This window comes from Pontibacter brevis, from assembly GCF_054779655.1.
On the sequence record NZ_BAAGXV010000010.1, the window covers coordinates 15180 to 35906 of the forward strand.

The 20727-nt window shown below is 48.5% G+C and carries 19 protein-coding genes; 11 read left to right on the top strand and 8 right to left on the bottom strand.

What is annotated here, in order from left to right; all coding sequences use genetic code 11:
- Nucleotides 1-41 precede the first annotated feature (41 nt).
- Both ACYVB1_RS02400 and ACYVB1_RS02405 read right to left on the bottom strand, forming a co-directional pair.
- On the bottom strand, nt 42-1235 hold the full coding sequence (locus ACYVB1_RS02400; RefSeq protein WP_460920127.1) for a GlmU family protein: 1194 nt from the start codon (nt 1233-1235) through the stop codon (nt 42-44).
- A gap of 78 nt (nt 1236-1313) precedes the next feature.
- Nucleotides 1314-1559: a type B 50S ribosomal protein L31 gene (locus tag ACYVB1_RS02405; RefSeq protein ID WP_115565539.1), complete on the bottom strand. Its 246-nt coding sequence runs from the start codon at nt 1557-1559 to the stop codon at nt 1314-1316.
- Between the two features lie 181 nt (nt 1560-1740).
- On the opposite strand from ACYVB1_RS02405, the gene ACYVB1_RS02410 reads away from it, so the two are divergent.
- The 6 genes from ACYVB1_RS02410 (at nt 1741) to secDF (ending at nt 7967) form a co-directional block, all read left to right on the top strand.
- Nucleotides 1741-2256, top strand: a complete 516-nt coding sequence (locus ACYVB1_RS02410; RefSeq protein ID WP_460920130.1) for a phosphoribosyltransferase family protein — start codon at nt 1741-1743, stop codon at nt 2254-2256.
- Between the two features lie 118 nt (nt 2257-2374).
- Nucleotides 2375-2953, top strand: a complete 579-nt coding sequence (locus tag ACYVB1_RS02415; protein WP_460920132.1) for a non-canonical purine NTP diphosphatase — start codon at nt 2375-2377, stop codon at nt 2951-2953.
- Between the two features lie 83 nt (nt 2954-3036).
- On the top strand, nt 3037-3657 hold the full coding sequence (locus ACYVB1_RS02420; RefSeq protein WP_460920134.1) for a uridine kinase family protein: 621 nt from the start codon (nt 3037-3039) through the stop codon (nt 3655-3657).
- Nucleotides 3654-4346: a potassium channel family protein gene (locus tag ACYVB1_RS02425; RefSeq protein ID WP_460920136.1), complete on the top strand. Its 693-nt coding sequence runs from the start codon at nt 3654-3656 to the stop codon at nt 4344-4346. Before ACYVB1_RS02420 ends, ACYVB1_RS02425 begins: the two co-directional genes overlap by 4 nt.
- A 53-nt stretch (nt 4347-4399) precedes the next feature.
- Nucleotides 4400-4777 (top strand): RNA methyltransferase, encoded by a 378-nt coding sequence (locus ACYVB1_RS02430; protein ID WP_460920138.1) that lies wholly within the window; start codon nt 4400-4402, stop codon nt 4775-4777.
- A 169-nt stretch (nt 4778-4946) separates the two neighbouring features.
- Nucleotides 4947-7967, top strand: coding sequence for a protein translocase subunit SecDF (gene secDF, locus ACYVB1_RS02435; protein WP_460920140.1), 3021 nt, complete (start codon nt 4947-4949; stop codon nt 7965-7967).
- A gap of 461 nt (nt 7968-8428) precedes the next feature.
- On the opposite strand, the gene ACYVB1_RS02440 is transcribed toward secDF, so the two are convergent.
- On the bottom strand, nt 8429-9040 hold the full coding sequence (locus ACYVB1_RS02440) for a NifU family protein (protein WP_460920142.1): 612 nt from the start codon (nt 9038-9040) through the stop codon (nt 8429-8431).
- Nucleotides 9041-9503: 463 nt separating this feature from the next.
- On the opposite strand from ACYVB1_RS02440, the gene ACYVB1_RS02445 reads away from it, so the two are divergent.
- Both ACYVB1_RS02445 and ACYVB1_RS02450 read left to right on the top strand, forming a co-directional pair.
- On the top strand, nt 9504-9698 hold the full coding sequence (locus tag ACYVB1_RS02445) for a hypothetical protein (RefSeq protein ID WP_460920144.1): 195 nt from the start codon (nt 9504-9506) through the stop codon (nt 9696-9698).
- Between the two features lie 250 nt (nt 9699-9948).
- The gene (locus ACYVB1_RS02450; RefSeq protein ID WP_460920146.1) at nt 9949-11337 is read left to right on the top strand and encodes a sodium:proton antiporter; all 1389 of its coding nucleotides are present in this window, start codon (nt 9949-9951) and stop codon (nt 11335-11337) included.
- A gap of 223 nt (nt 11338-11560) precedes the next feature.
- On the opposite strand, the gene aroC is transcribed toward ACYVB1_RS02450, so the two are convergent.
- Together aroC and ACYVB1_RS02460 are read right to left on the bottom strand one after the other, a co-directional pair.
- Complete coding sequence (gene aroC / locus ACYVB1_RS02455) at nt 11561-12640, bottom strand: chorismate synthase (RefSeq protein ID WP_460920148.1); 1080 nt, start codon at nt 12638-12640, stop codon at nt 11561-11563.
- A gap of 3 nt (nt 12641-12643) precedes the next feature.
- The gene (locus ACYVB1_RS02460) at nt 12644-14080 is read right to left on the bottom strand and encodes a BatD family protein (RefSeq protein WP_460920150.1); all 1437 of its coding nucleotides are present in this window, start codon (nt 14078-14080) and stop codon (nt 12644-12646) included.
- 465 nt (nt 14081-14545) lie between these two features.
- Here ACYVB1_RS02460 and ACYVB1_RS02465 point away from each other — a divergent pair, with 465 nt between their 5' ends.
- From ACYVB1_RS02465 to ACYVB1_RS02475, 3 genes are all read left to right on the top strand, one after another.
- On the top strand, nt 14546-15271 hold the full coding sequence (locus tag ACYVB1_RS02465) for a ferritin-like domain-containing protein (protein WP_460920152.1): 726 nt from the start codon (nt 14546-14548) through the stop codon (nt 15269-15271).
- 15 nt (nt 15272-15286) lie between these two features.
- Nucleotides 15287-16087 carry a ferritin-like domain-containing protein gene (locus ACYVB1_RS02470; RefSeq protein ID WP_460920154.1) on the top strand — a complete coding sequence of 267 codons (801 nt, stop codon included), beginning with the start codon at nt 15287-15289 and terminating at the stop codon, nt 16085-16087.
- A gap of 442 nt (nt 16088-16529) precedes the next feature.
- Complete coding sequence (locus tag ACYVB1_RS02475; protein ID WP_460920156.1) at nt 16530-16724, top strand: hypothetical protein; 195 nt, start codon at nt 16530-16532, stop codon at nt 16722-16724.
- Nucleotides 16725-16734: 10 nt separating this feature from the next.
- On the opposite strand, the gene queG is transcribed toward ACYVB1_RS02475, so the two are convergent.
- The 3 genes from queG to ACYVB1_RS02490 form a co-directional block, all read right to left on the bottom strand.
- Nucleotides 16735-17673, bottom strand: coding sequence for a tRNA epoxyqueuosine(34) reductase QueG (queG, locus tag ACYVB1_RS02480; protein WP_460920158.1), 939 nt, complete (start codon nt 17671-17673; stop codon nt 16735-16737).
- Nucleotides 17674-17971: 298 nt separating this feature from the next.
- Entirely contained in the window at nt 17972-19018 is a 1047-nt protein-coding gene (ruvB, locus tag ACYVB1_RS02485; protein ID WP_460920160.1) for a Holliday junction branch migration DNA helicase RuvB, read from the bottom strand.
- A 157-nt stretch (nt 19019-19175) separates the two neighbouring features.
- Nucleotides 19176-20354 carry an acyl-CoA dehydrogenase family protein gene (locus ACYVB1_RS02490; RefSeq protein ID WP_460920162.1) on the bottom strand — a complete coding sequence of 393 codons (1179 nt, stop codon included), beginning with the start codon at nt 20352-20354 and terminating at the stop codon, nt 19176-19178.
- Nucleotides 20355-20727 lie beyond the last annotated feature (373 nt).

The window sequence follows — 20727 nt, forward strand, 5'->3', positions numbered from 1 at the left end:
CAACTGATACAACCGCTCCCCCCTCTATCCACGACTGGCGACTAATTTTTTGCAAAATGCTGTGTTTGCTCGAACACATGGTGAAGTATGGCTTTCTCTACATCAGAGAAAGGAACATTCCGGCGTTCCATTACCTTTTCGGCCACCTCAAAGGCTTTGCGCAGCTGGAATGTCTCGAAACCAGCGGCTCCGCCCCAGCTAAATGAAGGTATGAAGTTACGCGGGAAGCCCGCACCAAAAATGTTGGCGCTCACGCCAACCACCGTACCGGTATTAAACATGGTGTTGATGCCGGACTTGCTGTGGTCGCCCATAATAAGCCCGCAAAACTGCTGCCCTGTGCTTTTGAACCCACCCTTGGCGTAGTTCCAGATTTTTACTTCTGCATAGTTGTTTTTCAGGTTCGAGGTATTGGTATCGGCGCCCAGGTTGCACCATTCCCCTATCACGGAGTTACCTAGGAAGCCTTCGTGCCCTTTGTTGCTATACCCGATAATGACAGAGGCACTTACCTCGCCGCCTACTTTGCAAAAAGGGCCAACGGTTACATCGCCGCGCATTTTCCCGCCCATGTTCACATTGCTGCCCTCACACAAGGCAAAAGGCCCCCGTATTACAGCCCCTTCGTGTATCTGCGCATTTTTGCCAATGTAGATGGGTCCGTTTTCCGCGTTTAGTACAGCCGCACGAATTTTAGCGCCCTCTTCTATAAAAATGTTCTCTTCCGCATACACCATTGTATGCCTGTCGTTCACGGGTTGGCTTTGCCTGTCCTGCGTCAGCACTTTAAAATCGCTGCGTATTTGCTGGCCGTTGTTAAGGAATATATCCCACACGTCCTTTATGATAGTACAAGTATCACACTCCTGCTTTTTAGAGGCAGTATAAGAAACTAGTTCTTCTATGTTGCTGGCCTCCAGGTTATCGCCATTCACTGCAATAAGCGTGTCGCTATAATAGAGCGCTTCTCCCATCTTCAGCTCCCGCACAGCCTTCAGTATGCTTTCATCCGGGCAGACAGCTCCGTTGATGTACAGGTTGTGCGTACTGAAAAGCGTATTAAACTTTTCCTGCAGGTAAGGCTGAGTCAGGTAAGAAACAGTTTCCCCCATATAGGTGCTCCATTTCTCTGCAATCGTCATTATACCGACCCGAATTTCGGCCACTGGTCTTGTGAAAGTGAGGGGCAGCAGGTTCTGCCGTATGGCAGGGTCGTCGAAAAGGATGATATTCATAGGCACAAAATTAAAAAAGTCTTCCCGATATTCTCAGGAAGACTTTTCTTTTGAAACGTTTTAACCGGAATAAACCGCTTATTTCTTTTGGTAACGCTGCTTGAACTTGTCGATACGACCTGCAGTATCCACAAACAGGTTTTTACCAGTGTAGAATGGATGTGAAGCAGAAGAAACCTCGACCTTGATAACCGGATATTCTTTGCCGTCTTCCATGGTGATGGTTTCATCAGAAGTCATGGTAGAGCGAGTGATGATTTTGTAATCGCTGGATGTATCCTGGAAAACCACCTCTCTGTATTCTGGATGAATGCCTTTTTTCATTATTATAAACGTTAATTAACCTTAATTCTCTTTCGGACTGCAAATTTACGAATAATTCCTAAAAGTAAAACCTTCATACTAAATTATTTTGCATATGATTTAAACGAAGTGCTAAGGTAAATTCTTCTTAAATTTGCCTTAGCATCTGCTTCTGATAGCGTAAACCGTAATCCTACTACCCATGACACCACAACTAGAACAACAGAACCTGATACTGGACAAGGCGCAGATTGAGCAGAAAATCATGCGCATCGCGTACCAAATCTACGAAAAGAACTTTGAAGAGAAGGAACTGGTGTTGGCAGGCATTCATGAAAACGGCTATACCCTTGCGCAGATGCTGGCTGAAAAGCTGCAGCATATTTCTCCTATCCAGGTAGCGTTGCTGAACATTACCCTTAACAAGACAACCCCGCTCAGCGAACCAATTGTGATGACGCCTGAACAGTCATCGTTAACAGACAAAGTGATTGTATTGGTAGATGACGTGCTGAACACAGGCAAAACGCTGGCTTATACTTTAAACACCTTCCTGCCTCATAACCCGAAAAAGGTAGAAATTGCCACACTGGTAGACCGTCACCACCCGCTTTACCCCGTAGCATCTACCTACACCGGCTATTCACTGGCTACCACTTTGAATGACCACATTATGGTGTACCTGACTGAGGAAAAGTACGGGGCTTACCTGCATTGATTGGTAGTTGGTAATTATTAATTGCTTTAAAGTTCGGTGGGTATTTGTGGAAATAAACTCATGGCAAAGGCATCATAATACTATCCTCTCGTATCAATAACCAATAAACATCTTTACCATGAAACAACTCTGCTTTGCTACGAACAACAAACACAAATTAGCCGAGGTGAGCCAGATGCTGGAGGGTAAGTACAAATTGCTGAGCCTGCAGGATATTGGCTGCCACGAAGAACTGCCGGAAGAACAGGATACGCTGGAAGGCAACTCAAGGCAAAAGGCGGAGTATGTGTGGCAGAACTATAAGGTAAGCTGTTTTGCCGACGATACCGGCCTGGAAGTAGAGGCCCTGAATGGTGCCCCCGGCGTATACTCCGCCCGCTATGCCGGCCTGCAACGCTCCGACAGCGATAACATTCAACTCCTCCTGCAGAACCTGGAACCACACGGGAACCGCAAAGCCCGCTTCCGCACTTCTGTTACACTTATACTGGATGGCCAGGAGCACCAGTTTGAGGGCACTGTGGAAGGCACCATCAGCAAGGAGTGGAAGGGGGACAAGGGCTTCGGCTATGACCCGGTGTTTGTACCCGACGGCTATGACCGCACTTTCGCAGAAATGAGTGCTGCAGAGAAAAACGCTATCAGCCACCGTGGGCGTGCTGTGCAGCAACTCGTGGCGTTCCTAAAAGCACTCTAACCCGTTTTTTACAAAAAAATGAAAAGCCTGTGGTCTTGTTCTGCATTATGTCGTAATTTTGTAGCCTGAAACCATAGCTTCCTATGCAAAAGCCATTTATTGTCGGGATTACAGGAGGTAGTGCTTCAGGAAAAACGACCTTTTTGAACCAGCTACTCACGTCGTTCGCACCGGAAAACGTTTGCCTGGTCTCCCAGGACAACTACTACAAATCACGCGAGTTCCAGACCAAAGACGCAAACGGAGTCGTTAACTTCGATCTTCCCTCCTGCATCGACGATGCGGCCTACGCCCGCGACATCGTGAAGCTAAGCCAGGGAGAGACTGTTTACCGTACTGAGTACACTTTCAATAACCCAAACGTAGTGCCAAAGCAGTTAGAGTTCAAACCGGCTCCGATTGTGGTAGTAGAGGGTATCTTTGTTTTTTACTTCGAGGAGATAGCCAAACTGATGGACCTGAAAGTGTACATCGATGCGAAGGAGTACATTAAGCTGCAGCGCCGCATCGTGCGTGACCGCATAGAGCGGGGCTACGACCTGGAAGACGTATTATACCGCTACACCCACCATGTGGCTCCGACGTACGAGAAATACATCAAGCCTTATAAAAACGACGCCGACATTGTTATCCCGAACAACAACCATTTTGAGAGGGGGCTGGAGGTGCTGACGACATTTTTAAACGCGAAAATAAAAGCATGAGGCACAAGTTTGCTGTAATCGGACTGGGCATATTCGGCAACTCCATTGCCCGCACACTGGCAGAGCGTGGCGCCGAAGTGATTGCTATCGACTATAATGAGGACCATGTAGAGGCAATCAAAGACGAAGTTGCTTATGCCGTTGCCCTCGACGCCACCGATATCCGTGCACTGGAGGCGCAGAACATCCAGGACCTGGATGCCGTAATAGTGGCCATTGGCGAAGATTTTGAGGCTGTGCTGATAACTACTGCAAACCTGCAGGAGCTGAACGTGAAGCGTGTGATTACGCGTGCCTCTAATAAGCAGCAGCGCCGAATCCTGGAGAAAATGGGTGTGCAGGAGATTCTGTCGCCGGAGGGTGAGGTAGGTAAAACAGTGGCTGAGCGCCTGCTGCAGCCCAGTATCCGCACCTTCCTGCCCCTACCCGACAACTACGAGATTGTGGAGATTAACGCACCGCGAAACATCGCCAACCGCAGCATTGCTAAAATATCACTCCGCGAGAAGTACAACATTAACCTCATCACCATCAAACGCTTTTTCGAGGAAATCTTAGACGGAAAACCGACGCAGGTGGAGCATATTATCGGTGTTCCGAAGGCTGACACCATCATTTATCCTTCAGATATTCTGATCCTTATCGGCAAAAAGCATGATGTAAAGCGATTTATAGATATAAACCGCTAATGATTTCTTTTTTCAGATAAAAAGGCATTACATTTGTAAGCAATACATTACGAATGCCGAACACGAAAACTATATCCTACTACTTTAAGCATCTGCTGATGTCTTTTACCCTGCTGTGGGCGCTTATGCTCAACGGCCAGGAAGTAGTGGCGTATACATCAGCGGCAACCGTACCGGCGCAGCAGGCTGATTCCAGGCTGGCGACGGCCCCAGCCTCAGAGAACAAGACAGTTGTTAAGCAGAAGGTATCACTGGAGGCGACCACTTCCTTTGTGGCACTTAACCTGCAGCAGGCTACAGTGCCACTGCCGCAGCAGCCATCCTTTGCCAAGCCAACTGACGAACTATTACCGGCTTACACCACCATCCCTCCAGGTATCGGTTTTGTATCCCGTATTTTCCCTATCACTATTCAGCCTAACGCCCCCTAGGCTACTCTTCTCCCTCGTTTATTATTCCCTTTGCTAATTTCTTGCGCGTTGGCAGGCTAGTAATGCATAGCCAACGGAACGCATCTGCTGCTTTTTATAGTTGCCTATAAAAGGGAAATCTATAGTAATCAACCAAATTCAATTATATCTATTCTATTATTAATTAAAAATGCGGAATAAAACGTTAATAATTGTTCTGACAGCCATTGTATCGGTGCTCTGCCTTTACTACCTGTCTTTCTCTTTTGTTGCCCGCAGCGTGGAAAGCAAGGCCGAGGCCTATGCCACAGATGCACAAGGCAACATTGACCCTGCCAGACGGCAGAGTTACCTCGATTCTGTTTCGAGAGAGCCTGTTTACCTGGGCATGACTTACCAAGAGGTAAAAGAGAACGAGCTTGGGCTTGGCCTCGACCTGAAAGGTGGTATGCACGTGGTGCTGGAAGTGTCTCCTGTTGAGATCATCCGCTCCATGTCTGGCAACAGCAAGGACCCTAACTTCCTGAAAGCCCTGAACCGTGCGCAGGAATTACAAAAAAACAGCCAAGAGCGCTTTACAAGGCTTTTTGCTGAGGCTTACCGTGAGGTGGAGCCAAACGGCCGCCTGAGCCGCATCTTCTCCAACACGGCGAACCGTGGCCGAATCAGCTATGAGTCTACTAACGAGGAGGTGATTGAAGTTATCGAGTCTGAAGTGGAGGACGCCATTGACCGTTCTTTCAACATCCTGCGCACCCGTATCGACAGATTCGGCGTAACGCAGCCGAACATCCAGCGCCTGGAGGGCACAGGCCGTATCCAGATTGAGCTACCAGGTGTAGATAACCCGGACCGCGTTCGTAACCTGTTGCAGGGTATGGCGAACCTCGAGTTTTGGGAAGTATGGTCGCCGCAGGAGTTCAGCCCTTACTTTGTACAGGTGGGCCAGTACCTGGATGAGCAGCAGCGCGCCGGAAAACTGAACATTGCTACTAACACAAATGCTACCCCTAATAATGCTACCGCCGATGCCGCTGTAGTACAGGATGCTGCAGGTGATGTACTGGCACAGGCTGCTGCTACTGATTCTGCTGCTGCCGACACAACTGCCATCGCTTCTACTCAAACAGACAGCGCTGCAGCAGTTGCAGCAAGCTCAACACTTGACTCCCTGGCTAACGCACAGCAAAACAGCGTGCTGGCTAACCTGTTCACACAGATGCCTGGCGGTATTGGTGCCAACGTGCGTGATACAGCGAAAATCAACGACATCTTCAGCAGCCCGGAAGTACGTGGCATGTTCCCTCCTAACATGAAGTTCCTGTGGGGTGTGAAGCCGGTTGCCGGCGATAACCGCCAGGAGTTTGTAGAGTTCTATGCTATCAAGAAAGGCCGTGGAGGCGAGGCTCCCCTAACCGGTGAGGCTATCAATGATGCTCGTCAGGACTTTGACCAGACAGGCCGCCCTGAAATCAGCATGACTATGAATCCGACAGGTGCCAAGAAATGGGCTCGCCTGACAGGTGACAACGTAGGCCGCCAGATTGCCATCGTACTCGATGACTATGTATACTCTGCTCCGGTTGTACAGGGTGAGATTACAGGCGGAAGCTCCTCTATCTCCGGTAACTTTACTGTAGAAGAAGCACAGGACTTAGCCAATATCCTGAAAGCAGGTAAAATGCCAGCTCCTACCCGCATAGTGGAAGAAGCCGTAGTAGGTCCTTCTCTGGGTCAGGAAGCAATTAACCAGGGTCTGATTTCTACGCTGGCCGGTTTCGCGCTTGTGGTTATCTTCATGATTGCGTACTACAGCCGTGGCGGTTTCATTGCTGACTTAGCCCTTCTTTTCAACGTGTTCTTTATCCTGGGTGTGCTGGCACAGTTCAATGCTGCGCTTACACTGCCTGGTATTGCCGGTATCGTGCTTACACTGGGTATGGCCGTAGATGCGAACGTACTGATTTTTGAGCGTATGCGGGAAGAGTCGCTGAAAGGACTATCGATGCGTGAGGTAATCAACAAGGGTTACGACAAAGCTTTCAGTACTATTTTAGATGCGAACGTAACAACCTTCCTGGTTGGCTTTATCCTTTACTTCTTCGGTTCAGGTCCTGTAAAAGGCTTCGCCATTACGCTGATGATCGGTATCGTAACCTCCTTCTTTACATCAGTATTTATTTCAAGAGTGTTTGTTGAAAACACATTCAAGAAAGGTGGTAAACTGTCGTTCTCGACGCTGCTTTCCGGCAAAATGTTCCGAAACGTTACATTCGATGTGATGAAGTACAGAAAGCCAGCCTATGCATTCTCGCTGGGTATCCTGGTGTTTGGCTTTGTGGCGATGTACATTAACGGTGGTCCTAACCTGGGCGTTGACTTTAAAGGTGGCCGTTCTTATGTAGTAGAGCTTGACCAGGCTGTTCCGGCATCTGATGTACGTACGGCCCTTTCTGACGATTTCCAGGAAGCGGGCACTGAGGTGAAGACATATGATAGCCCTAACCGCCTGAAAATTACTACAAGCTGGTTAGCAGATGATGAGAGCATACAGGCTGATGAGCAGGTAGAGGCAGCTCTCATGAGCGGATTACAGGAGTACAGCAACCTGAACCCTGAAATACTGAGCTCTTCCAAGGTAGGTGCCACCATAGCCGACGACATCCAGAATACTGCCCTGATTGCGATTCTGTTGTCATTGGTAGGTATCTTCCTTTATGTAATGATTCGATTCAGAAAATGGCAGTTCTCGCTGGGTGGTGTGATAGCTTTATTGCACGATGCCCTGATGATTATCGCTGTATTTGCTATCCTGGACTTGTTTGGTATTTCTTATGAAATAGACCAGGTATTTATTGCAGCGGTTCTGACCATCATCGGTTTCTCTATCAACGATACCGTGGTAATCTTTGACCGTGTGCGTGAATACATGTATGATAACCCACGTGCCCATATAAGAGACATTGTTAACCCAGCCCTTATCAGCACCTTCAGCCGTACCATCATTACTTCCCTGACCTTGTTCCTGGTGGTGGTGATTCTGTTTATCTTTGGTGGCGAAGTGCTTCGTGGCTTCTCACTGGCGATGATTATCGGTGTGCTGGCCGGTACGTATTCTTCCCTGTTCATTGCTACACCAATTGTAGTGGATACTGTAAAAGAAGAAAAAACACCTGCCACTTCGGCACAGGTTGCACAGACAGCCCGCTAAGGGTTTAAAACCAAAACAGAAAAAGCCCGGGGCAATCGTCCCGGGCTTTTTCTGTTTTAATGGTCTTGCTCATACTCCCACTGGTGCAAACTCACAACCTTGTCCAGCCCCATATTCCTTATTGAATGATGGTAGGACCTCCTTCTCTGTACCAGCAGCTTTATAATGACAATATGCTGTTTCACAGGGACAGCTTAAAACATACCAATCGTTCCCGAGCCAATCATACCCGCTGCAACAGGCAGCAGGCATTTATATACAGGCAAATGCTGCTGTTTCATACGAATCGAAGCGCGGACAGTCCCCGACCTGTGCCTGTCCCTTTAACAGGACTTTGGCGACCTAAGCATAGGGTGAAAAGGCTATAAGCTCGCACCTGCGCCCTAAATACTGATAAAAGAAGAAGCCAGCCCTTTACAGGGCTGGCTTCTTCTTTTATAGTTAAATTAAAATAGTCTGATTTAGATAGTAACACCGTCAGCAACTACCTCTCTTACTTCAGGCACCATGCGCTTCAGTAGGTTTTCGATACCGGATTTAAGCGTTACAGTGGCAGAAGGGCAACCACTGCACGACCCCTGCAGGAACACCGTTACAACGCCATCATGGTACGACTTAAAAGTGATGTTACCGCCATCCTGCTCCACAGCCGGGCGCACATAGTTTTCTAACAGGTCAATCACTTTCTTGGAAATTGCCGCGTCTTCTTCTGATGCTCCGCCTTCGGTTGTGGTAGTCTCAGGCTTGGCCACAGAAAAACCTTCGTTGAAGGCCGGGCCACCAGCCTCAATATAAGACTTCAGGAACGTACGCAGTTCCGGGATTAGCTTCACCCACTCAATATCTGAGCCCTTTGTAACTGTCACAAAGTTGCTTGCAATAAAAACACGTGACACGTAATCGAAGTTAAAAAGCTCCTGCGCCAGCGGCGACTCCAGTGCGCTTTCCAGGTTCGGATAATCCACGCTCTGGCCTTCAGGCAACAGTTGCACGTTCATCACAAACTTCATTGACTCCGGGTTCGGGTTAGCTTCTGCGTATACAGAAACTACTTGTTCTTTATTTTCTATCATGATATTTCTCTGTTTTATATTAAAACCTAAGGCTATACCTTTAAGTTTCCAAAATTAATCAATATTTCTGATAAGTAGCAAAGCCGTAACAGTTGCCGAGTTGTACGATGTGGTGCGACGGCAATCAGCACCCTTGTCCGATCCGTTCTGAAGCTCATCTTGTTCCCACTCCCAAAACGCCTTCTTTATGGCAGGAGCAAGGAAGGCTATGCTGCTTTATAGCACTTAGGAGCACAAATAACAGAAGCAAAGTACAATTATATTATAAAGCGTAGTGCAGTAAATAACTACGTATAAAATCGTACTGATACAGTAAAAACAGAATAACACGCTGTTTTAATACGTAAATTAAACCTGATTTCTCCATTTTTCAATGCCCGCTCCTCCTGTTTTCAATACTATTTGCATTACAACACGTATGCTACCTACAACTGAGTACAAATCTAAATTGAAAGAAAATATCATGGAAAATAAAGAGAACAGGAAGGAAGAAGATAAAAATCAAATGAAAGGAACTGTCTCTGACAATCAGAACAAACCGGATTCATCAACGCAACCTTCAGGTAAAAAGCATGATGACGATGAGGTAGTAAAAGATGAAAATATACCAGTGACCTATATCAACACTGCACCAGAGGATATACCTAAAAAATCATAGGAGTTGTAAATACAAAAAGTTTGCGATACGTGTAAAATTTGACCTTGAAGTCAGATGTTATGCGTATCGCATCCTCCTCCGCATGCAGGAAAAGCCTTCTCATTTCACATTTACCTCCACTGCTAAAATACCGCCTTACCAGCCACGGCGGCAACCTCCAGCAGTCAGGTTTCATTAGCTAATTACTTCAGAAAACGTATCTTTGCACCGCAAGCAAATTTGAACTGACGTAACACCGCATTTTCTAAACATGCTAACCAACTTCATTCTGCTGGCGCAGGCCCAGCATGCGCTTCCAGTTTTCCTGATAATACCTTTCCTGATTCTAATCGGCATGATTGCCGCCGGTCCAATTTTCTTCGGGCACTTCTGGGAGCATAACTATAAAATTGTAGCCGTAACACTTGGCCTTACGGTGCTGGCATACTACCTCTTTATACTACAGGATTATCATATGCCAGCCCACACGCTGGCGGAGTATGCCTCTTTCGCTATTCTGCTGAGCTCACTTTACATCGCTGCGGGCGGAATCTACATTAACATCAATGCCAATGCCACACCACTTATGAATGTGGCTCTGGTAGCTGTGGGTGCTGTACTGGCCAATTTTGTGGGTACAACAGGAGCTTCTCTACTCCTGATTCGTCCGTTTATTCGCCTGAATGTGCACCGCATCAAGCCATACCAAATCATATTCTTCATCTTTATTGTAAGTAATGCCGGTGGTTTGCTGACACCTCTCGGTGATCCGCCCCTGTTCATCGGCTTCCTGAAAGGTGTACCGTTCTTCTGGACACTACAGCACTTGTTTTTGCCATGGATACTGACAATCAGTATCCTGTGCCTGATCTTTTACATAGTAGACAGCCGCAATAAAGAAACAGCATTTACTCCACGCCCTGATGTGGTAGCCAAAAACGAAGAGAAGACAGAGTTTTATGTAAGTGGCAAGCGCAACCTGTTCTGGTTAGCAATCATCATCGGGGCTATTTTCCTGGACCCCAACGTAATAGACGGCCTGCCTTACATTGCGTACGACGGCAATAAGTTTTCCTTCCTGCGTGAAATCATCCAGCTAACAGCGGCTTTCTTTTGCTTCCGTTTCTCCAGCAAAACAGCCCTCGCTGGTAACCAGTTTAACTTCCACCCCATTCTGGAGGTGGTGTTCCTGTTCTTCGGTATCTTCTTTACCATGATGCCGGCTCTGCAACTGTCTGCAGAAATTGCCTCCGCGCCACAGTTTTCGCAGTATATCACGCCTACCTTCCTTTACTGGGCCACAGGTTCGCTTTCCGGCTTCCTGGACAATGCGCCAACTTATGCCAACTTCCTGTCATTGGCTATGGCCAAGTATGACATGGCTCAGAACAGTGTGATAGAGGTACGGCAATTCGCCACCGGCACAGGCGCTGATCCGGCAACCCTTGTACTATTGGAGGCTATTTCACTGGCAGCCGTACTATTCGGGGCTTTCACTTACATCGGTAACGGGCCTAACTTCATGGTGAAAGCAATCGCTGAAAGTGCAGGTATAAAAATGCCTACTTTCTTCGCATACATCGTGCGTTATTCAATTCCATTCCTGCTACCAGCACTTATCTTAATCTGGTACTTAGTAGTTCACCTGCGCCTGTTTTAAGTCGGTAAATCCCTATAAACCAAAAGGCCACCCTGTTTCCAGGGTGGCCTTTTGGTTTATAGGGATTTACCACAGGCACAGGTTCATCACAGGAGTAGCAGCTTTACACATGTTTCCAGCAGTTAATGCGGCTGCAGCGAGGGTATATAAAAGCCTCCTGCAAGTAAAGTGCTACTCTGCAGGAGGCTTCCAGAAACCAGTTATGCTTTTGTAAGGTCTACAGCTACACCTTGTTTGCCTGCTGGCGCATCAGGAAATCAGCCAGCACAAGTGCGGCCATGGCATCCACAATAGGCACAGCACGTGGCAATACGCAGGGGTCGTGGCGACCTTTGCCTTTCAGCGTGACGTCTTCTCCGGCATCGTTAATAGTTTGCTGCGGCTGCAGAATAGTGGCTACCGGTTTGAAGGCTACATTAAAGTAGATATCCTGCCCATTGCTGATACCGCCTTGTATACCGCCGGAATTATTGGTGCGGGTACGTACGTTACCCTCCTCATCTGTGTAGAACTGGTCGTTGTGCTCAGAACCGCGCATTTTCACGCCTTCAAAGCCACTGCCGTACTCAAAGCCTTTTACTGCGTTAATGCTGAGCATGGCCTTGCCCAGTTCCGCGTGCAGCTTATCAAAAACTGGCTCTCCTAATCCTGCTGGCACACCTTGTATCACACAGCTCACTACCCCGCCAATCGTGTCCAGGCTGTCGCGGGCATCTTCTATCAAGCCAATCATGCGGGAAGCCGTGGCACCGTCAGGGCAGCGCACGATGTTGGAGTCAATCTGGTTCAGGTCGAGCTCGGTGTAAGGCTTCTGCAGCTTTATCTTGCCCACCTGCGACACGTAAGACTTTACGCTGATGCCGTACTTCTCCAGCAGCTTGGCTGCCAGCGCGCCTGCCGCCACACGAGCCACCGTTTCACGGGCTGAGCTGCGGCCACCGCCACGGTAGTCGCGGGTACCGTACTTAGCCGTGTAGGTGTAGTCGGCGTGCGACGGGCGGAAAGCGTGCTGTATGTGGCTGTAGTCATGGCTGTGCTGATCCTTGTTGTTCACGACCATTGCAATCGGCGTACCCTGTGTCCTGCCTTCAAAAATACCGGAAAGCACTGTTACCTTGTCCTCCTCTTTGCGGGGTGTTGTAATAGCAGACTGTCCCGGGCGCCTGCGATCCAACGCGTGCTGGATTTCCTCCAGGTCTACCTCCAGGCCAGCAGGGCAGCCATCTATTATTACACCCACAGCCGCACCATGCGACTCCCCAAAAGTAGTGATGCGGAAAAGCTTTCCGTACGTGTTGCTCATGTTCTATTTCTTTAGGAAAACGAAGGCTGACACAAGAAGCAGCACCAGCAGAATAATGTTGGTGTAGCGCTTAATTGTATCGAAGAAGTGTACATCCACCAACGTATTGTCTTCGTTTTCGATGATATTGTAAAAAGATCCCAAATCTCTGGAAAGGACTAAGGCATCGTTGCCGCGGGCACCCGTTATCTGCACCTGCAGCGAAGGCCGCAGGGTATCATAAGCGGCTGTGGTCGGATTAAAATAAATCCACTGCAGCACGTTGCCCATGTTGTACTGCCCCGGCTCCCGTGGCAGCACGGTATAGGCAAAGGTTTTAGAGCCCACCACTCTACCGGCACGCTTTGTTACATCCTGCCGCACATCAGGCGGGTAAAACTCCAGCCCTGGTGGCGCCTCCGGCACTGGCGGCATAATGGCAGCCAGGTTGCCTTCACCGTTAATCTCGAAAAGATAAGTAAAACTTTTGTTTGCAGCCACTCTTTTCTTCGACAGGCTCTCGCTTAAACTGTAATTTCCAACCGGCACCACATCGCGCAGCGGGTGCGGGGGCAGTTCTTTTACAGGTATAACGCGCTCCCGGGAGTAAAACACCTTGTAACCTTCCTGTCGGTCCTCTGCCAGGAGGCTGGGATTTTTCGCCACCTTGTACTTAATCATCTGCAGTTTCAGCTGTGGAAAACGGAGCGGCTCCAGGTTCAGCGGGTACAGCACCGCCTCGTATAGCCTGAAGCGAAGGTATGGTTTTCCCCGCACGGTAACGTTTTCAGGAGTGATTTCCGTGAAATCAAAGGTTTCCTCCCAGGTATTAGGTTGCTTTAGCTGCCGCATGATTGCTGTCAGTTGGTTAGCAAAGTCATAAAAGTCCAGGAGGCGCTGATCTGTTTCTGCCAGGTAAAAGTACAGCACCACGTTAATGCCTTCGCCTACAAATACCTCCTTTTTATCTGTGTATACAGTCAGGAAAGCATTATCATCTTTGTCAATAAACTCTGTCTCATCTGCTTCCAGAGGCTCCTCTTCTTCTGAAATAAGGTCAGGAAAATTGAGTGGTTCTACTGCATTCTCCTGCATCGGCGTCACCTCTATCGTCATACCCTTCGATTGCACAGTTTTCCCGTTCACCTGCATAGAGAAAGGCTCTAATACATACTCTCCTTCTTCCAGTGGCGCATAATTCTGCGTGATGGTAAGGATAGTGGTTGTTTTACCTCCTGTTATGATGGTTTTGGTGGAGGAGTACCTGTTACTTTTCTTGAAACCTTCTATTTCCGGGAAAGGGGAGTATTCTTTCAGCTGCTGATCCTGCAGCTTAATAGAGATGGTATAGTACTGGTTAAGGGGCAGCGGGCTCTTCGATAGCTCCAGGCTGATCTGCTGCGCCCAGGCCGGCACAACACAAGCAACACAAAGAAGAAACAGAAGAACACAGATCCGCATAAGCAGATGCCGCAACGGCACAATTGGATTATATTTTATAAAAAACAAATTTAATAAATTAAAGCACTAACTGGTAGACGTGCTCAAAATTCACAACGCAACTGAGCCACAGGAATGATATACCGAAGCGCAGTTTTGAGGCCCTAAAAAGTCTAATTCAAGAATATTCTAAGCCCACAGTACATTAAAAGGCTAACTCTGCCTGCCTCTATTTTAGTTCTCTCTAAAGTTATTTGCTTCTCCTGTGGCCTCTAAAGGTGTCTTTTATTCAGCACACGCTTCACCGGTACTCCAGCAGCAGGCACAAATAATTTTTCATTTTATTCTCAAGCTTCTTGAGAACCGTGCAATCCGGTACTACCCCCTCCCTCGTAGGTTGTTCCACAACAGCAGGTAGCGGAAGCCCTCATTTTAAATTACAGGCCAATGTATCTGCATGATTTTCCATCTTAACAAAATAAAATTATGTCTAAAACCACAAAGCCTCAGGAAAACGAAGGAGGGCTGCTAAAGTCTTTTGGCGCCCCTATGCAACGACGCATGTTCTTCCGGTATGCCGGCGCTACGGCTGCCGCCACCACACTTCTCCTCACCACCTCCTGTGATAAGGAAGATGATATGAAACCGCCTATGAACGGAGCCGTGGATCTGGGGTCCGGTGATGTTGGCATCCTGAATTATGCCTATGCGCTGGAGCAACTGGAGGCAGCTTTTTACACCGCTGTGGTAGCTAACTCCACAGCAGCGCTTTCTGCTGATGAAATGATGGTCATGCAGGACCTGCAAGCTCATGAAGTGGCCCACCGCGAACTGTTTAAGACCGCTTTAGGCTCCAACGCCATACCTGACCTGGAGGTAGATTTCAGCAGCGTAAACTTCAACGACAAGAGCAGTGTGCTGCAGACTGCCAAAACCTTCGAAAACCTGGGTGTAGCCGCTTACAATGGGGCAGGCAAGCTGCTTACTGACACAGGCGCAGGCCTGGACTACCTGCTGCTTGCCGGCAAAATTGTATCGGTAGAAGCACGCCATGCTGCCGCCATCGACGATCTTATTGCGGGTAACGGCCGCTTCGGGGAAGAGTTTATCGACAACAACGGACTTGATCGTGCCATGATGCCAAGTGAAGTGCTTATGGCCGCCGCACCGTTTATTACCACAGAATTAGATTTCAGCAACTTACCAAAATAAGCAGGAGGAACAGTCATGAACATATTCAAGATAATAAAGGACATTGAGAAAGTAGATCCGGAAGTATACAACCGCCTCTCTTCCCGCCGTAGTGCCATGAGTAACTTCGGAAGCTTTGGCAAAAAAGTAGCCCTTGCCGCTGTTCCGATTGCAATGGGAAGCATGTTCAAGAAGGCCTACGGCCAGTCTTCCAACAGCATTATGGATGTACTGAATTATGCCCTCACGCTGGAATACCTGGAGTATAATTTTTACGACCAGGCCCTTGCCTCCTCAGGCCTTAACCTGGGCGATAACAGAGCATTTTTTTCAGAGGTTCGCGATAACGAACTGGCTCACGTCAACTTCCTGAAGTCGGCTATCAGCAGTGCCGGTGGCACTCCGGTAAATGAACCAACATTCGACTTCTCAGCCGGTGGGGCGTTTAGTGACTGGAACACAAACCCTCAGACTTTCCTGGCACTGTCGCAGGCTTTTGAGGATACGGGTGTACGTGCCTATAAAGGGCAGGCAGCAAACCTGGTAAGCAACAGTGATGTGCTGACGGCAGCGCTGCAAATTCATTCTGTAGAGGCACGTCATGCTGCTGTCGTACGCAGAATACGCGGGCTGAAAGGCTGGATTACAGGTGATGAGCGTGGTGCAGGAATGCCAGCTCCAACACAAGCTGTATACGCCGGTGAGGCGCAGACAATGCAGGCTGGAGTAGATGTGCCTGCCGTATCAGGCGTTGCAGCCGCCAGTGTAACAGAAGCCTTTGATGAGCCGCTATCAATGAGCGCGGTTTTAGACATAGCAGGTCTTTTTATAGCATAACAGTTTTAAGTTTTAAGACAGATAGAGAAAGCCACATTTTGCGGCTTTCTCTGTTTTACAGCCTGCTTTCCTTGCCAGGCTTTTAAAACAGACTCCCAGGTTCAGCACACACCATGCTGATGGGACTACAAATCTGCAATAGGAAAAGCTGCTCAAAGTTTCCCTTGCAGCCCTGCCTCCTGTGCTCTCAAACCTGCTACACTCCTACTGGGAAGACCTTTTCCAGAGCATGATATCACAAACTTTCACACCCCGTTCCGGGCCCTATCTTTCTCTTTATGAGCCTATTGCTACTCTTATTTTCCCTTCAGATTATTACTCCTGCTACATAAGATCTAAAATTTCTTACATAAACTTGTAAGTGACCACTTACTTTTGTAATTTTGAACCGTATAAAGAATGCACCCGATAACACACGTTAACTTAAAGTTTTCAGAAAACAATGCTTGAGTACATTAAGACAATTTTATTGAAAGTTAGTTTTGATAAAATGTTGTTTGAAAAAGAGCTGAGAAAGGCTTTTAAAGTTTTGGCAGCAGAAGAACTGCAGCAACTCAAACAGTGGTGTTACGATCAGTTTTCAGGAATGTACCTCGTTATCCTAAACAAGGTATTTTCCAGAGCAACGGTGGCTTAAGCCAGGAGGATTACTCATTTTCTGGTTGTTGCTCCACAAAATGAATGTTACGCAGCAAACCGCTGTAGCCGGTACGCTTTACAGCTGATTTTCTGAATAATTGCGAAAAGACCTCCTGCGTCAGTTCCTGCCAATCGTTTACCTTCATATCCTTTAGGTGAGGATGTGGCGCAAAGGCAGGCTCTTGATGCGGTTTGCTAAAGCGATTCCAGGGGCACACATCTTGGCAGATGTCACAGCCAAACACCCAGTTTCCAAATTTTCCATGCATCTCCTGCGGCAATTGGTCTTTTAGCTCAATTGTGAAGTAGGAGATGCATTTATTTCCATCCACTACATACGGCTCTGTAATAGCACCTGTCGGGCAGGCATCCAGGCAGCGTGTACAGGAGCCGCAGTAATCTTTAATGGGACCGTCCGGCTCCAGTTCCAGGTCAATAATGAGTTCTGCTATAAAGTAGAAGCTACCTACCTGCGGCGTGATAAGATTGCTGTTCTTGCCAACCCAGCCAAGCCCGCTTTTTTTTGCCCAGGCCTTGTCCAGCACCGGGGCTGAGTCCACGAAGCAGCGGCCGCCTACTTCCCCTATTTCCTCATTTATATAGCACAGCAGCTCTTTCAGTTTGTCTTTAATGACAAAGTGATAGTCGGTACCATAGGCATACTTGGATATCTTATAAGTACCTTCCTCCGGCTGCGTCTCCTCCGGGAAATAATTCAGCAACATCGACACCACTGATTTTGCACCCTCTACCAGCAGGCGTGGGTCCAGGCGCTTATCGAAGTGGTTTTCCATGTAGTGCATTTGCCCGTGCATGTTCTGGTTCAGCCAGCGCTCGAGGCGCGGAGCCTCCTCCTCCAAGAACTCGGCCTTCGAGACGCCACAGTACATGAACCCCAGCTCCTTCGCCCTCTGCTTTATCAGGTGTGTGTATTTCTCTTTATTCAAAATCTATAACTCTAGTCGCTGTTTCTCAACAAAATTAAGGTAAAATAAATCCATAACCTGCAGTCGTCCGCAGGCTGCGAGGTTTTTAGAGAGTGAAGCTACCAGGAAGCTGTTGGTGAAAACACACAACAGCGGCGGAAAAACCTTAGTTTCTTACCCATGGCACCTGGCGGATGGTCTTGTGGCGTGCGCAACTCCCGCTGGTGCTTGTGCAAGTCACACGCTTTGCTTTACTGAGTGGCAATAAAAAAGCAGGCCCGGGGCCTGCTTTTTAAATAAACGTAATCACAAACAGCTATTAATTTTCAGTTTGGTCAAACAAGCCGCCGCCTGTAATCTGCTGCGGCGGTATTTTCCCTAAGTGCCTGTAGGCAGCCTCCGTCGCCTCACGGCCGCGGGCAGTACGCTTAATATAACCTTCTTGAATCAGGAACGGCTCGTACACTTCTTCTATTGTCTCTGCTTCTTCGCCACAGGCTGTTGCTATGGTGGAGATACCCACAGGGCCGCCTTTGTACTTGTCGATAATGGTCAGCAGGATGCGCTTATCCATGTCATCCAGACCGTTATGGTCCACATCCAGCGCATGCAGGGCAAACTTCGCAATGTCAACTGAGATAGTGCCGTCGCCTTTTACCTGCGCAAAATCGCGGGTACGGCGCAGCAGGTTGTTGGCAATACGCGGTGTACCCCGGCTGCGGCGGGCAATTTCAAACGCAGCATCGTCGTGTATAGGAGCACCTAACAGCATCGACGAACGCTTTACAATCGATGTCAGCAACTCTGAATCATAGTACTCCAGGCGGCTGTTAATACTAAAGCGGGCACGCAATGGCGCTGTCAGCAGGCCAGAGCGCGTGGTGGCCCCGATCAGCGTAAACGGGTTCAGGCTGATTTGTACGGAGCGCGCATTCGGACCGGAATCCAGCATGATGTCAATCTTATAATCCTCCATGGCCGAGTACAGGTACTCTTCCACTATAGGGTTCAGGCGGTGAATCTCGTCTATAAACAGCACATCGTTCGGCTCCAGGTTTGTCAGCAAACCTGCCAGGTCACTTGGTTTATCCAGCACTGGTCCGGATGTCATTTTGATGCCGGAGTTTAGCTCTGCCGCAATAATGTGAGACAGCGTTGTTTTACCCAGTCCCGGAGGTCCGTGCAGCAGCACGTGGTCTAAGGCCTCGCCTCTGCGCCTTGCCGCCATTACAAATATCTTCAGGTTCTCCACCACCTTCGCCTGACCTGTAAAGTCGCTGAAGCTCAGGGGACGGAGCGCCTTATCGATATCGCGTTCAACTGGCGTCATATGGTCTTTTTCGCCAGTGAGGTAATCTTCTCTCATTGTGTATTCTCTAATTTCTTACAGCTCCTGCTCTACTTAAAGGTAACAGTTTCAGCTCTGATTTTGCTCCATTTCAGCCTACTAATTTACTTCTTTTTGCTAATTATTTTATAATTACCCCTCATAAATCTAATACAGTTAGCAAACCCTGTGTAGATCATTTGAAGGCCTGAATGCCCGTTATGTCTGCACCTGTAATCAGCAGGTGAATATCGTGCGTGCCCTCATAGGTCATTACTGACTCCAGGTTCATCATGTGGCGCATGATGGGATACTCCCCTGTAATACCCATGCCACCATGTATCTGGCGTGCTTCGCGCGCGATGCGCAGGGCCATATCCACGTTGTTGCGCTTGACCATGGAGATTTGCTGCGTTGATGCTTTGCCTTCGTTCATGAGGGTGCCCAGGCGCCAGGCCAGCAGTTGCGCTTTTGTAATTTCTGTCAGCATTTCTGCCAGTTTCTTCTGCGTGAGTTGGAAGGCACCGATTGGTTTATCGAACTGGATGCGCTCCAGGCTGTATTTGCGGGCAGACTCATAACAGTCAATAGCGGCACCAATGGCACCCCACGAAATGCCGTAGCGGGCAGAGTCGAGGCAGCCAAGCGGGCCTTTCAGGCCATCAACGTTAGGAAAGAGATTCTCTTTCGGCACCTTCACATTATCGAATACCAGTTCGCCGGTGGTGCTGGCGCGTAGGCTCCACTTGTTATGAATTTCGGGGGTTGAGAAGCCTTCCATGCCCCGCTCCACAACCAAGCCCTTGATGCGGCCTTCCTCGTTCTTCGCCCACACCACGGCCACCTGGCACTCCGGAGAGTTTGAAATCCACATTTTGGCTCCATTCAGCAGGTAGTGGTCGCCCATATCTTTGATGTTGGTTACCATGCCGCCGGGATTAGAACCGAAATCAGGCTCTGTTAAGCCAAAACAGCCCAACCACTCGCCGCTAGCCAGTTTAGGCAAATATTTCTTCCGCTGCTCTTCTGATCCATACTTGTAAATAGGATACATCACCAGCGAGCCCTGCACCGAAGCCGTAGAGCGCATACCGGAGTCGCCCCGCTCTATCTCCTGCATAATAATACCGTAGCTGATATAATCGAGGCCGCCTCCACCGTATTCTGTCGGGATGGTCGGGCCGAAGGCTCCCACTTCTCCGAACTTCTTTACAATCTCAGACGGGAAATGTGCCTCCTGCGCCCACTGCTCAATGTTTGGGGAGATTTCGCGCTTCACGAAGTCGCGCATGGTCTGCCGGATGAGCTTATGCTCTTCGGTAAGCAGGTCGTCGATGTTGAAGTAATCAGGAGCTCCTGCGGATTCGTATGCCATAGTGTTGTTTTAGCTAGTGAAAATGCGTGCTATGCAAATATAGAATTTTCACCCATATCTGCCCTAGGACTAAGTACGAAAGACACAGGGCATAGAGATGTTCTTTATGGTGACTTGTGTTTGACTATAACTTGTAGTTGAAAATAAACTGACGAAAACCGGTATTTGTTCAGCTTCTAGTCCCAGCGGGACGAACTGCTGGTAGCTAAACCATGCATAAGCACCTATACATGACTCATCCCGAACTTTTTAACCGGGAGTAGGCGGTAAATTCATTGAGGATGTTGGCCATTGCCAATCGGATACGGTAAAGCGGTGTAGAGGCTTCTCTATACCGCTTTCCTGTTCTATGGCAGCCCTGCCGCAGCAGTTG